The organism is Chryseobacterium takakiae (genome assembly GCF_900129385.1).
Taxonomy (GTDB): domain Bacteria; phylum Bacteroidota; class Bacteroidia; order Flavobacteriales; family Weeksellaceae; genus Chryseobacterium; species Chryseobacterium takakiae.
The window spans coordinates 184,088-197,245 of sequence record NZ_FQVO01000001.1; the positions used below are offsets into that span (position 1 = coordinate 184,088).

A 13,158-nucleotide genomic window follows, 5' to 3' on the forward strand; every position below is an offset into this window, starting at 1 on the left:
TTTACAGTTTTAAAAAGTTTTCCAGTAAACGGCTTCCTGTATCTCCCGATTTTTCCGGGTGAAACTGCACCGCATAAAAATTGTCTTTCTGAAGTGATGCGCTGAATGGCAAAATGTAATTGCCGACCGAAGTTGTATTTTTAGATAATTCACAATAAAAGCTGTGCACAAAGTAGACATTATCATCCGCAGTTATTCCTGAAAAAAGATCAGAGGTAAAATCCGAAATTGTATTCCATCCCATATGCGGTACAACATCTTTGGCAGGAAATCTTTTCACTTTAATGTCAAAAATACCCAATCCTTTGGTACTGCCTTCTTCACTACTTTTACACATAAGCTGCATTCCCAGGCATATTCCCAAAACCGGCTGTTTTAAAGTGGGAATTAACAGATCCAGACCTTTTTCCTTTAATAAATTCATGGTAGAAGACGCTTCACCCACTCCCGGAAAAATTACTTTGTCGGCTTTTCTTATCAGATCAAAATCATCGGTCACGACAGACTCTACTTTCAGTCTGTTTAATGAATTCTGTACGGAACTGACATTTCCTCCGTTGTATTTTATGATGGCAATCATTATAAACTTCCTTTGGTTGATGGTAAATTGAAATTTTCATCGGTCTGTTTCACGGCCATTTTCACTGCTTTTGCAAACGCTTTAAACACAGATTCGATCTTGTGGTGTTCATTATCACCTTCTACTTTAATGTTGAGATTACATTTTGCAGAATCTGTGAACGATTTAAAGAAATGATAAAACATTTCTGTAGGAACATCACCGATTTTTTCACGCTTAAACTCAGCTTCCCACATCAGCCACGGCCGTCCTCCAAAATCAATGGCAACCTGGGCCAGACAATCATCCATCGGAAGAAGAAATCCGTAACGCTCAATGCCTTTTTTCTTTCCCAACGCTTTTAAAATAGCTTCTCCAAGAACAATTCCGGTATCTTCTATGGTGTGATGCTCATCCACCTGCAAATCTCCTCTAACATTAATTTTTAAATCTAGATTGCCGTGTTTGGAAATCTGTTCGAGCATGTGATCAAAAAAGTGTAATCCTGTCGAAATTTCAGAAGTCCCTCTTCCATCAAGGCTGACTTCAACTTCAATTTCAGTTTCACTGGTTTTTCTGGAAACTTTAGCTTTTCTTGGAATATTCGTCAAAAACTGTGCGATTTCGCTCCAGCTTTCCGTTGTTAAATCTGCTTTATCATTATGAACTTTACTGATCAATATGGATTTTGAGCCTAAATTTTTTGCCAGTTGAATATCCGTAAGACGGTCTCCGATAACAAAAGAATTTTTAAGATCATAATCTCCGTAAATATATTTCCCCAACATTCCGGTTCCCGGTTTCCTTGTCGGGAGGTTTTCACTTTCAAAACTTCTGTCGATCAGAATATCACTAAAAACAATTCCTTCATTTTCAAAGGCTTTGATCATTTTTTCCTGAGGTTTGATGAAATCTTCATAAGGAAAAGTTTCCGTTCCCAATCCGTCCTGATTGGTAATCATCACCAGTTCAAAATCAAGTTCTCTGGCAATTCTGGAAAGATTCTGAAAAACTCCGGGATAAAATTCAAGCTTCTCCAGAGAATCAACCTGGAAATCGGTTGGCGGTTCTAATATTAAAGTTCCGTCTCGGTCTATAAACAATACTTTTTTCATTTTACTTTTTTTACTCTTCTAAACCTAACAGGTTTTAAAAACCTGTTAGGTTTCAGATTCTAATTAAATTCCTTTTAATACATTGATCAGCTTATTGTTTTCTTCCTTTTTCCCGACATTAATTCTTATGCAATCCGGAATCTGCGGGCTTCTCTTGCTGGTCAGGATTTCATTCTTCAGTAATTCCTGATACACTTTTTCAGCATTAGTAAATTCAATCAAAAAGAAATTGGCATCGGTAGGAAATACTCTTTTAACACACTCAACGTTAAGCAATTCATTTTTTAATCTTGAAATTTCGCTTAAAGTATTTTTTATATTTTCTTCTATAATAATTTTATAATTAATTAATTGCATGATTATATTTAAACTTAATGAGTTAACATTGTATGGTGCTTTTACGGTATTGATCAATTGTATGATGCTGTCTGATGAATAGGCAACGCCTACCCTTGCTCCAGCCATTCCCCAAGCTTTTGAGAAGGTCTGAAGAGTAATCAGGTTGGGGTATTTTTCCAACAGCTCAATGCATGATTTCTGTTCTGAAAATTCAATGTATGCTTCGTCAACCACTACAATTCCATTGAAATTTTCAATAAAAAACTCCAGATCCTGAATAGAGTTGCCGGTTGGATTGTTGGGTGAGCACAGGAAAAAAATCTTTGGTTTTTCTTGTTCTGAAACTGTTAGAAATAAATCTTTATTAATCTGGAAATTTTTATCCAAGTCTAATGTTACAACTTTGTTTTCATTAATCGAAGCATAAAATTTATACATGGCAAAAGAAGGATTCATCACCATAATTGAATCTTTTTTTGGTTCGCAGAAGATTTTTATGATAAGATCAATGAGCTCATCACTTCCGTTTCCTACTGCAATTTGTTGTGCTGAAACATTTTTCAATGCTGCCAGTTTGTTTTTTAATTCTTTCTGAGTTGAATCCGGATAACGGTTATATTCACCGAAAGGGCTTTCATTGGCATCCATGAACACAGGGTTTTCAAATTCATTCTGATCCCTGAAACTTATGTAAGGCTGCAGTTCCAGAATATTTTTCCGTACTAAACTGTTGATATTAAATTCTTTCATTTTGTTCTTTTAATCTTATGCTTACGGCATTTTTGTGTGCAAATAATCCTTCTGCTTCCGCCATTACTTCTATTGTTTTTCCTAAATTTTGTAACCCCTGCTCGGATAAATTCTGAAAAGTAATTTTCTTCACGAAACTATCGAGGGAAACACCGCTGTAATTTTTTGCAAAACCGTTGGTGGGGAGCGTGTGATTGGTTCCGCTTGCATAATCTCCCGCACTTTCACATGAATAATTTCCCAGGAAAACAGAACCTGCATTCCGGATTTGCTGAATATATTTTTCAAAATTATTGACTGCTAAAATCAAGTGTTCCGGCGCGTACAAATTGCTGAATTCCAAAGCTTCATCAATTGAGTCCAGTAAAATAAAATGGCTGTTTTTTAAAGATTCTGCCGCCATTTCATTTCTCGGAAGTGCTTCAAGCTGTTTTTGGGTTTCAAGAATGGTTTCATCAAGAATTTTCTCATCTGTGGAAAGGAAAATCACCTGGCTGTCACTCCCATGTTCTGCCTGAGAAAGTAAATCGGCAGCACAAAATTCCGGAACTGCATTTTCATCGGCAATCACAAGAACTTCACTTGGTCCGGCAGGCATATCGATGGCAATATTGTAGTTTTGCGCATATTCTTTAGCCGCTACAACATACTGATTTCCAGGCCCGAAAATTTTGTAGACATTCGGGATATTTTCTGTTCCAAAAGTCATTGCTGCAATTGCCTGAGCGCCTCCTGTTTTGAATATTTTGGTTACGCCGCAAAGCTTTGCCGTATACAAAATTGCAGGATTGGTATTCCCGTTTTTATCCGGTGGCGTACAAAGGATCATTTCCTCACACCCTGCTAACTGAGCCGGAATGGCAAGCATTAAAACCGTAGAAAATAAAGGCGCTGTTCCGCCGGGAATATAAATGCCAACTTTTTCGATTGGGCGGTTTTCTCTCCAACAAACGACTCCGTTTGTTGTTTCAATCTTTTCAATCGTTGGAATTTGTGAAGCGTGAAATCTCGTAATATTCGATTTCGCTTCCTGAATGGCTGCTTTCAGCTCTTCACTGATTAGACTTTCAGCGGCTTCAATTTCCTTTTCAGAAACTTTAATATCTTTTATTTCAGCAGAATCAAATTTTTCAGCAAAATCAATCAGCGCCTGATCTCCTCTGTTCTTTACTTCATCGAAAATTCCGGCAACTATTTCGGTTAACTGTTCTCTTTTGATAACAGGTCTTTGTATCAGTTCAGACCATGTTTTTTTTATTGGATATTTGTTTACTTTCATGTCAAATCACCATTTTATCGATTGGAATTATTAAAATATCCTGTGCTCCTTTGTCTTTGAGCTCATCAATTACTTCCCAGAAACGGTCTTCATCGATTACCGAATGGATGCTGCTCCAGCCTTCTTCTGCCAGTGGAATGACAGTCGGACTTTTAAGAACCGGAAGTGTTTTTGAAACGATTTCGATTTTCTCATTCGGGACATTCATCAGGATATATTTGGAATTCTTTGCTTTTAAAACCGCTTTGATCCGGAATACAAATTTTTCAAGAATAGCCGTTTTTTCTTTGCTGAGCTCTGATGTTTTGGCAAGAACCGCCTGTGAAGTAAGAAGCGTTACGGTTTCTCTCAGTCCGTTTTTAAATAGAGTGCTTCCGGAGCTTACAATATCGCAGATTCCGTCGGCAAGACCGATGTTCGGAGCGATTTCCACCGAACCGGAAATAATGTGAATCTCAGCGGAAATATTATTTTGATCAAGAAAATTTTTAAGGGTATTCGGATAAGAAGTGGCAATCTTTTTACCCTGAAAATATTGAATGTCATCTGTTTCAATTTCCTTTGGAATGGCAAGAGAAACCCTGCATTTTGAGAATCCCAGAGGCAGCACAATATCTATTTTTTTCTGTTTTTCTACTAAAAGATTTTCACCTACGATAGCAATATCTACTACGCCGTCTTCCAGATATTGCGGAATATCCGAATTTCGAAGGTACATGATTTCCATCGGGAAATTATCTACGGAAACTTTAAGCTGGTCTTTACCGTTATTAACGAAAATGCCGCAGTCTTTAAGGAGCTGAAGAGATTCTTCGTAAAGCCTTCCGCTTTTTTGTATCGCAATTTTTAATATACTCATTTCACTTTTGTTGTGTCTGAGTACCAAATGGTGAATTGAAATAAATTGCCTGGGAAGAATTTAGAACAAAAAAACCGCCTGTTTACTCAGACGGTTTTTAATTATTTTGATTTTTAACATAGTCATATATCAATCAATTCCGTCTTAGCAGAGATGATGATGATAATGATGTACTGTTAAAAAATTCGGTTTCATTTTGTTTGAATTGTATGGTGCAAATTTAAAGCAATATATTTCACAAATCCAAATATTATGGTAAAATATTTTCATAAAGTTTTATTAATTGTTTTGCAATGGGCTGATCATTAAACTTTTGCACAAATTCGAAACCCTTTTCTGCACGGCGTTTTCTTTCCGATTCGTTTTGCCATAAAAATTTAATTTTTGCCTGAATATCAAGAAAATTATTGGGATCAATATATACAGAATCCGGTCCGCCGGCTTCCGGAAGACAGCTTGTATTGCTTGTGATCACCACTGTTTTAGAAAATAATGCTTCAATCACAGGTATTCCGAAACCTTCAAATAAACTCGGATAAATGAAGATATCTGCAAGTTTGTATATTACGGCTAATTCATCCATTGAAACGCCTTCTAAAAAATAAGCTTTGACTTTATTCTGATGAATAAACCGCTCAATCTTTTTAAAATATTTTGTTTTTTTGCCGACTACCACTAGCGGAATATCCATGTCTTTTAATGCTTTAACAACATTCAGGAGGTTTTTTCGTTCTTCGATGGTCCCGACATTTAATACAAAACGTTCCGGAAGGCTGAATTTTTCTTTTGTTTGTTGAACAAAATCCTCCGGCTGCTGTTCTTTGAAAGCTTTGTGACAGCCCTGGTAAATTACTTCAATTTTAGATTCTGGAACGTTGAGAAACTGAATGATATCCCGTTTCGTCTGTTCGGAAATAGCGATGATTTTATCGGCAGATTCTGCGGCTTTTTTAAACTTCCAGAAATGGATTTTACGATCGAAAAAGGAATAATATTGCGGATACCGCATGAAAATAAGATCATGAATGGTAACGATTTTTTTGATGGGTTTATTGTCCCATTTCAAAGGCAGTTCACCCGATAGTCCATGAAAAATATCGGCGTTTTGCTGCTGGGCATCTTTTCCCATTTTCAGCTGGCGGGAAAGGCTTCCTTTTGTTGTTTTGACAAAATCAACGTTGGGAAGAGCCAGAAGATCAGCAGCTCTTTCGGATTTATTTTTATTTAATAAAATGTATTCATTTTTGGGAAAATACGTTGCCAGAATCCTTACGAGATCCCGCGAATAGTTTCCTAATCCGGAAGTATTGTGGAAAAAACGTTTTGCGTCAAAAGCTATTTTCATGAGCCGATCTGTTTTTGAAATTCCTGAAATGTTCCGAATGTGTGGTTTTTACTTTTTAACCAAGCTAAAAAAGCATCGAAACGTTTTACCATATCTTCACCTGAGTTTTTCACCGTAAAGCCCGGTAATTTAAATGCTTCACCCTTAATTTCCGCAAATTCCCACGGATGGAAATATATATTCAGATAGTTGTCTTTTTGTAACACATCTGAAGCCAGTTTTTTATAAAAAGATAATGGAAAATTATGGAAGCTCAGCCAAAATAAAGGAATTCTGAAGTTGGGAGAAACCGAAGCCGGAATCTGCATCACATTTCCTTCTTTAAAATAGGTTCTGGAGACTTTCAGGTTATTGTATCTTCCCGGAAGAAAAGTAGGATTGATGGATGAATTGTATGAATATCCTGCATTTTCAACCGCATTTTTGCTTACCGGCATCATTCTCGGCATTCTCAGTCCGGTCACCTTTGTGTTGAATAATTCTTCAAGCCTTTCTTTAGACTGCTTCAGGTGTTCTTCTTTAAAATCCGAATGGTACCACGTGTGAGAAGCCAATTCGTGACCTTCATTGAGCAATTTTTCAATTAAATGCTTACTGTTTTCCGCAAAAACAACGGTAGAGAAAAATGTCGCTTTTGCCTGATGTGTTTTCAGAATATTTAAGATTTTTTCCAATCCTGCCTGAGAAATGGAGATCTGTTCCTGAAAAGAAATTTCACCTTTGTATTCCAATGGCATATCAAATTCCTCGATGTCAAAACTTAATAAAACCATGTTAAAAATTTTTACTTTTGATGATATAATTGGGTCTTTGTTTTACCTGTTTAAAGATTTTACCCAAGTACATTCCGATGATTCCCAATATGATTAACTGCAGCCCGCCGAAGAAGACAATGGTCATAATCAGCGACGCCCAACCGGAAATTTCGGTTTTGGTAATGAAAGAATGAATCACATAAGCTGCATATCCTATTACCGAAAGCCCGGAAAATAAAAATCCCAGATAAGCCGCAATGTAGAGAGGCTTCACGCTGAAAGCCGTAATTCCCGTAAAGGCAAAGGTAACCATCTTTTTAAGATTGTAGCTGCTTTTTCCGGAAAGTCTTTCATTCGCAGTAAAACTGATTCCGATTTGTTTAAAGCCCATCCAGCTGGTGAGCCCTCTTAAGAAGAGATCATCTTCATTAAGATTTTTCATTATTTCTACGGCACCGGCATCCATCAGCCTGAAGTCTGAGCCGCCGCCTTTCGTTAAGTCAACATCAGATAATCCTGAGAGCATTTTATAAAAAAAGTCGGAGGTTTTTCTTTTGAACAGCGAAATTTCTTTAGGATACTTTCTTACTGTGAATACAATATCGTAGCCTTCTTCCCATTTTTTAATCATCTCCGGAATAAGTTCGGGAGGATGCTGAAGATCGCCGTCCATTGAAATGACTGCATTTCCGCTTGCGTTGTCCATCCCTGCTTTTACCGCAGGCTGATGCCCAAAGTTTCTTGAAAATTCAATAAATTTTACCTCTTCAAACTGTTCTGAAAGTTCTTCCAGCTTTTGCTGGGTATTATCCCGGCTGCCGTCATTTACAAATATGATTTCAAATCTGTAACGCTCCAGCCCATCAAAAACTTTCTTTATTTTCTGATAGACCAAAGCAACGTTTCCTTCTTCATTATGTGCAGGAATGACGATTGAAATTTTCTTCATAGGATTATTCAAGGCTGTAATTTTTCTCGAAATTTTTGGTGAGAAGCTCATAAGTAATTCTCAGCCAGACTACAATGCAAGGTACGGCTTTTAAAGAATATTTGATGATGTAGTTCTGTTTTACGTATTTCGGGAACAGATCGGAAGTCGAGAAGCAGGTGAAAATAATTACAAATACCAATAACCCGATAACGAGAGGTGTTCTTTCTTTCTGAAGGAAAAACCAGATCAGTACGCCCACAATGGCAATGATATAGGTAGGAGATTCCGAACTTGAGCTGAATAATACCAGAAACAACAATGTTGAAGCGAGAATCATCAACTGAAAAGCATACTGTCTGTATTGTTTAATTCTAAAATAAGGTGCTGCAAAAAGTGGTAATCCGAATGCAAGAAATACCAGATTTGAAATGGAAGCATCTCCCAGAATCCTTCTGAAAAAACCCATTAATGAAATATCCTGCATATTTCCCAATACCTGGTTTTCATTGTTTTTTTCTACAATAGAATGAAACCAGTCTGCGTAACACTGAATTACAAATTTCGGACTGGAATATGCCATAGGCAAGGCAAAGAATATTGCAGCAATAACTAATCCTGAAAGAATAAATTTTGTTTTATTTTTAATAAAGAAAAATTGTGACAGTCCTACAATTCCATAGATCTTCACGAAAACACCTACCAGGATTGCCGTTACCGATTTAACCTCTTTTTTCTCGTAAATGTAGACTGCAGATAAAAGTAAAAGTCCGGTAAGTGCAACATTAAATTGCAGACTTAAAGCTGCCGTAATATATTCCTGCAGACAGAACAGTCCGAATAATGCTTTTTTGGAATCTGAAAACGGGAGTTTGTAAATCCCGTAAATAAGGATAAACGTATTGATAGCATTCCAGAGTGATATTCCGAGCCAGTCGGGCATTAAGGCAAAAGGAGCGATCAGTGCACTGAAAAATACGCCGTAATGATTTAAATCAAAATAAAGATCAGGATAATGAATAAACAGATTTTTCTGATGAATGGTATTAAAAAATACATTTTTGAAGATCAGATAATTGTTAATGGCATAATCTCCTCTCAAATATTTGGAAACAGCAGTAACGACCGATATAATAAGATAAACCCCAAATATATATTTAGGGTTTAGTATTATTTTAAGAAATTTTTCTTTCAAAATTTTTGGTATTAGTTTAAAGTATATTCTTAAACGGCAACATTATTATCTCTCAAAGCATCATTTAAAGACGTTTTTTTGTCTGTAGATTCTTTTCTCTGACCGATGATCAAAGCGCATGGAACCTGGTATTCTCCAGCCGGATACTGTTTGGTGTAACTTCCCGGAATTACAACGGAACGAGCAGGAACCCTTCCTTTAATTTCAATCGGTTCAGGACCAGTAACATCAATGATTTTCGTAGAGGCTGTAAGAACGACATTCGCTCCCAAAACAGCTTCTTTTTCTATATGAACCCCCTCTACCACGATACATCTTGAACCGATAAAGCAATCGTCTTCAATGATTACCGGAGCAGCCTGAAGCGGTTCCAGAACACCACCGATTCCTACGCCACCACTCAGGTGAACGTTTTTACCGATTTGTGCACAGCTTCCTACGGTTGCCCATGTATCCACCATCGTTCCCGAATCTACATACGCTCCGATGTTTACATACGAAGGCATCATGATAACACCCGGAGCAATATAAGCACCTTCTCTTGCCACTGCATGCGGTACAACTCTTACCCCTTTTTCAGCATAGTTTTTCTTCAAAGGTATTTTATCATGAAATTCAAACGGACCTACTTCAATAGTTTCCATTTTCTGAATCGGAAAATATAATACTACTGCTTTTTTCACCCATTCATTTACCTGCCATCCGTTTTCAGTAGGCTCCGCAGTACGAAGCTCTCCCTTGTCCACCAAAGCAATAACCTCTCTGATAGCCTTCTGGCTGTCTTCATTCTGCAATAATTCTCTGTTGTCCCAGATATTTTCAATTGTTTGTTGTAACGACATGTTTCTAGTTTAAAATTATTTGCGCCAAAGATACAAAAAGTTAAGGAAAATTTTCTGACTGTAATGAGCAGAAATGCGGTCTAAAGAATGGCTTTAAAGAATTCTTTTTGCGTGCAGATAGGCTTTGTTCCAGTATTTTTCTTTCAGCGAAGAGATGATCACGCCTTTTGTAGTCGAAGCATGGATAAATTTTACTTCGCCGTCGTTTCCGATCTCATGAACAATTCCGACATGGGAAACTCTTGTTCCGCCTGCTGTTGCGAAAAATAAAAGATCTCCGGGCTTCACTTCCCTGATGTCTATGGTATTTCCGGTTTCGGCCTGATCAGAAGATCTGCGGGGAAGCTTATAGTTGTTTTCCTCAAAAACCTTTACAGCTAACCCGGAACAGTCGAACCCTGAAGACGTATTTCCGCCAAATTTGTAAGGAGCACCCAGGTATTTTTCTGCATCTTTGAGCAGTTCATTAATGGATTTTGAAACTTTACCACTGAATTTTGAATCCAGGTTTCTGAGGTTTTCAGCGGTGGTGACGGATTTTGTGCCTGTATTTTTACCGGAAGCTACTTTTTTCGAACCTCCGCACGAGAGAGTAAGTAAAGATGCAATGAGTAATGTATGAATTATTTTATACTTTGAAACTTTATCATTCAGATGCTTCTTCATATTCCTTTGATTTTACAGGCAAACGTGATACAAATATAAATAAATTATCCTTCCTTTTTTTTCATCTTGTGGTAGGAATATACTATCAATAAAAAAAGCTATTCAGAAGAATAGCTTGATATAGTGAGTTATTATATTAGTTGGATGTTTTTTCACCTTTCCATGTACCGGATCTGGTAGGTGTAGGAACTGCATTTACCCATGTACCGCTTGCTTTTTTATCCCTGGTAAGTGTTCCCTTAAACTCTCCGTCTGCCGGAGAACCGATGGTCGCATTAAGTTCGCCGGATTCGGTAAGGGTTCCTGAAATGTAATAATTTTCTGTAGTCTGCTCAGAATTCATTGTCCCGGTTACTTTACCGTCGCTTGCCACTACAATGTTCCAGTTTCCTTTTTCTGTTCCCGAATAAGTTCCGGCCCATGTGCCGATGAAGTCGTAGATCGTATCTTCATCTTTACAGCCGATGAATAAAAAAGCGGTGAATACAAGTAAAAATAATTTCTTCATAGTTTTTGTTTTATAAACAAATATGGAGAATATGGGTTTTTTAATGAAATTCCTTATCTCCTGATTAATAATTGGTTGTATTTTGATTTTCTTATAAAAATAGTCAGTTTTTGACTGTTTTTATTCTATTTTTAATTATTTCCAAAGATAATAAAATATCTGGAACGAACTATTGTTGCTGAATTTTTTTAAAAAAAAGTTTTTATAATTATTTAAACGGATTAAGAAATTACAATTCGAGAATTAACAACAAATGTAATTATAAAAAAAAGAGTTACATTTAAAAAATGTAACTCTTTACAAATGTGGAGAATACGGGGATCGAACCCGTCACCTTTAGACTGCCAGTCTAACGCTCTAGCCAGATGAGCTAATTCCCCATTTTTTAAAGCGGTACAAAAGTAAGTATTTAAACCAAATATGCAAACATTTTTTTTTGTTTTCTTTAGTTAATAATTGAGATTTTATCTAAGTATTAAGTTCTCAAATTAAAATAAAAAAGACTGCCTTTTAAAGACAGCCTCGTTTTTTACGATTTTTATTTAATCCATATTATTTCCATCCTCCGCCAAGAGCCTGATAAAGCTCAACGGCAGCTTTCATTTTGCTGTATTCTGCGTTGGCAATATTCAGTTCTGCATTCAGTGAGTTTACACTGGCGTTGAGTACTTCAAGGTAGTCTGCCATCCCGTAGTTGACCAGTTCCTGGGAATATTCAACGGAGTTTTTATAAGCATTAAGCTCTTTTTGTTTCAGTTCAATGAAAGAATCCTGAACAGAGAACACTCTTATGGCATCAGAGACTTCTTTCCCGGCTGTAAGAACCGCTTTCCTGAAATTCAGATAGGCTGTTTCCTGGTTGGCAAGACTTACATCATAATTGGTTCTGATGGCTCTTCTGTTTAAAATAGGCTGTGCTAAGCCTGCTACAACATTAGCAAATAATGAGTTTACGCTGAATAAATGGTCAATATCCACAGACTGCACTCCCCCGCTACCTGTAAGTCTTAAAGTAGGATAAAACTGTGCTTTAGCGGAATTGGTCAATTCAAAAGCGTTGATCAGATTATATTCTGCCTGCATTACATCAGGGCGGTTAGCCAACAATTGTGCAGGATATCCAAGCTTTACGTCGATTGGTAAACTCTGACTTTCCAGTGTTGATCTTTCGATAGTATGGGAAGGCTCTCCCATCAGAAGGCTCATGGTGTTTTCCAAAAGCTGGATCTGGGTATCGATATCGATCAATAAAGATTTTGCATTAAAAACCAATGCTTCACTTTGCTGTACGGCAACCTCTGTCAAAGTACCAGCTGTTTTTAAAGCTCTCGTGGTTTCAAGATTTTTTTCACGTACTGCAATGGTTTCGTTGATGATTCTTTTCTGCGCATCAAAAGTAAGAAGCTGATAATACGCTGAAGCTACGGATGCTACCAAATCACTTTTTACGGCTTTATGTGCTGCTACAGTGCCCAGATAGGCTGCAAGCTGAGCCTTTTCCTGTGATTTCAGCCTTCCCCAGATATCCGCTTCCCAGCCGATACTTGCCGTAATATCAAATTGGTTGATATATCTTCTTTCCCCGATAATCTGCCCAAACTGTGTGTTGATAGACTGTGTCTGAAAAGTATAGTTGGGACCGATGGATAATGTTGGTTGATACGCTGCTTTACTTTGTTTCAGATAAGCCTCTGCAGAAGCGATACTCTGCAGCGCAATTCTGATGTCAAGATTGTTTTCCAAAGCCTTTGAAATATGTCTTTGAAGGATAGGATCGGTAAAGATCTCTTTCCATGATACATTGGCAATATTGGTGCTGTCCGAAGGAAGCATGTCTGTGCGGTACAGCTTTTCATCAACCACATTATTGGGTCTGTTGTATTCCTTTCTTACCATACAAGATGATACGACTGCCAGAAGTACAACGGAAAAAGAGAGTCCTTTTATAATATTTGAAATATTCTTCATTATTTGAAGTTTAAGGTTTAAAGTTCAGGGCCACGGATCAGTACAAAACT

13 protein-coding genes and 1 tRNA gene are annotated in these 13,158 nt (G+C 37.2%); all 14 read right to left on the reverse strand.

What is annotated here, in order from left to right:
* Position 1 precedes the first annotated feature (1 nt).
* The 14 genes from hisH to BUA76_RS00945 all read right to left on the reverse strand — a co-directional run bounded on the left by hisH (position 2) and on the right by BUA76_RS00945 (position 13,108).
* Positions 2 to 580 carry an imidazole glycerol phosphate synthase subunit HisH gene (hisH, locus tag BUA76_RS00880; RefSeq protein WP_072882723.1) on the reverse strand — a complete coding sequence of 193 codons (579 nt, stop codon included), beginning with the start codon at positions 578 to 580 and terminating at the stop codon, positions 2 to 4.
* A complete protein-coding gene (gene hisB, locus BUA76_RS00885; protein ID WP_072882726.1) occupies positions 580 to 1,674 on the reverse strand; it encodes a bifunctional histidinol-phosphatase/imidazoleglycerol-phosphate dehydratase HisB in 1,095 nt (364 codons plus the stop codon). The genes hisH and hisB overlap by 1 nt, the downstream gene beginning before the upstream one ends.
* A gap of 63 nt (positions 1,675 to 1,737) precedes the next feature.
* The gene (gene hisC / locus BUA76_RS00890) at positions 1,738 to 2,763 is read right to left on the reverse strand and encodes a histidinol-phosphate transaminase (RefSeq protein WP_072882728.1); all 1,026 of its coding nucleotides are present in this window, start codon (positions 2,761 to 2,763) and stop codon (positions 1,738 to 1,740) included.
* Positions 2,750 to 4,042, reverse strand: coding sequence for a histidinol dehydrogenase (gene hisD, locus BUA76_RS00895; protein WP_072882730.1), 1,293 nt, complete (start codon positions 4,040 to 4,042; stop codon positions 2,750 to 2,752). The genes hisC and hisD overlap by 14 nt, the downstream gene beginning before the upstream one ends.
* A gap of 1 nt (position 4,043) precedes the next feature.
* The gene (hisG, locus tag BUA76_RS00900) at positions 4,044 to 4,901 is read right to left on the reverse strand and encodes an ATP phosphoribosyltransferase (protein WP_072882732.1); all 858 of its coding nucleotides are present in this window, start codon (positions 4,899 to 4,901) and stop codon (positions 4,044 to 4,046) included.
* Positions 4,902 to 5,151: 250 nt separating this feature from the next.
* Positions 5,152 to 6,246 carry a glycosyltransferase family 4 protein gene (locus BUA76_RS00905; RefSeq protein ID WP_072882735.1) on the reverse strand — a complete coding sequence of 365 codons (1,095 nt, stop codon included), beginning with the start codon at positions 6,244 to 6,246 and terminating at the stop codon, positions 5,152 to 5,154.
* Entirely contained in the window at positions 6,243 to 7,019 is a 777-nt protein-coding gene (locus BUA76_RS00910) for a polysaccharide deacetylase family protein (RefSeq protein WP_072882736.1), read from the reverse strand. Before BUA76_RS00910 ends, BUA76_RS00905 begins: the two co-directional genes overlap by 4 nt.
* A gap of 1 nt (position 7,020) precedes the next feature.
* Positions 7,021 to 7,950 carry a glycosyltransferase family 2 protein gene (locus BUA76_RS00915; RefSeq protein WP_072883354.1) on the reverse strand — a complete coding sequence of 310 codons (930 nt, stop codon included), beginning with the start codon at positions 7,948 to 7,950 and terminating at the stop codon, positions 7,021 to 7,023.
* A gap of 4 nt (positions 7,951 to 7,954) precedes the next feature.
* Positions 7,955 to 9,124 (reverse strand): glycosyltransferase family 87 protein, encoded by a 1,170-nt coding sequence (locus BUA76_RS00920; protein ID WP_072882737.1) that lies wholly within the window; start codon positions 9,122 to 9,124, stop codon positions 7,955 to 7,957.
* A gap of 29 nt (positions 9,125 to 9,153) precedes the next feature.
* On the reverse strand, positions 9,154 to 9,966 hold the full coding sequence (locus BUA76_RS00925; RefSeq protein ID WP_072882738.1) for a 2,3,4,5-tetrahydropyridine-2,6-dicarboxylate N-succinyltransferase: 813 nt from the start codon (positions 9,964 to 9,966) through the stop codon (positions 9,154 to 9,156).
* A 93-nt stretch (positions 9,967 to 10,059) separates the two neighbouring features.
* A complete protein-coding gene (locus tag BUA76_RS00930; protein WP_072882740.1) occupies positions 10,060 to 10,632 on the reverse strand; it encodes a C40 family peptidase in 573 nt (190 codons plus the stop codon).
* Positions 10,633 to 10,768: 136 nt separating this feature from the next.
* Positions 10,769 to 11,140: a hypothetical protein gene (locus BUA76_RS00935; RefSeq protein ID WP_072882743.1), complete on the reverse strand. Its 372-nt coding sequence runs from the start codon at positions 11,138 to 11,140 to the stop codon at positions 10,769 to 10,771.
* A 306-nt stretch (positions 11,141 to 11,446) separates the two neighbouring features.
* Positions 11,447 to 11,520 (reverse strand) — tRNA-Ala (locus BUA76_RS00940).
* Positions 11,521 to 11,692: 172 nt separating this feature from the next.
* Positions 11,693 to 13,108: a TolC family protein gene (locus tag BUA76_RS00945; protein WP_072882746.1), complete on the reverse strand. Its 1,416-nt coding sequence runs from the start codon at positions 13,106 to 13,108 to the stop codon at positions 11,693 to 11,695.
* Positions 13,109 to 13,158: the final 50 nt, after the last annotated feature.

Coding starts and splice junctions, on each gene's coding strand:
- hisH (WP_072882723.1), bottom strand. CDS start 580: ATGATTGCCATCATAAAATACAACGGAGGAAATGTCAGTTCCGTACAG.
- hisB (WP_072882726.1), bottom strand. CDS start 1,674: ATGAAAAAAGTATTGTTTATAGACCGAGACGGAACTTTAATATTAGAA.
- hisC (WP_072882728.1), bottom strand. CDS start 2,763: ATGAAAGAATTTAATATCAACAGTTTAGTACGGAAAAATATTCTGGAA.
- hisD (WP_072882730.1), bottom strand. CDS start 4,042: ATGAAAGTAAACAAATATCCAATAAAAAAAACATGGTCTGAACTGATA.
- hisG (WP_072882732.1), bottom strand. CDS start 4,901: ATGAGTATATTAAAAATTGCGATACAAAAAAGCGGAAGGCTTTACGAA.
- BUA76_RS00905 (WP_072882735.1), bottom strand. CDS start 6,246: ATGAAAATAGCTTTTGACGCAAAACGTTTTTTCCACAATACTTCCGGA.
- BUA76_RS00910 (WP_072882736.1), bottom strand. CDS start 7,019: ATGGTTTTATTAAGTTTTGACATCGAGGAATTTGATATGCCATTGGAA.
- BUA76_RS00915 (WP_072883354.1), bottom strand. CDS start 7,950: ATGAAGAAAATTTCAATCGTCATTCCTGCACATAATGAAGAAGGAAAC.
- BUA76_RS00925 (WP_072882738.1), bottom strand. CDS start 9,966: ATGTCGTTACAACAAACAATTGAAAATATCTGGGACAACAGAGAATTA.
- BUA76_RS00930 (WP_072882740.1), bottom strand. CDS start 10,632: ATGAAGAAGCATCTGAATGATAAAGTTTCAAAGTATAAAATAATTCAT.
- BUA76_RS00935 (WP_072882743.1), bottom strand. CDS start 11,140: ATGAAGAAATTATTTTTACTTGTATTCACCGCTTTTTTATTCATCGGC.
- BUA76_RS00945 (WP_072882746.1), bottom strand. CDS start 13,108: ATGAAGAATATTTCAAATATTATAAAAGGACTCTCTTTTTCCGTTGTA.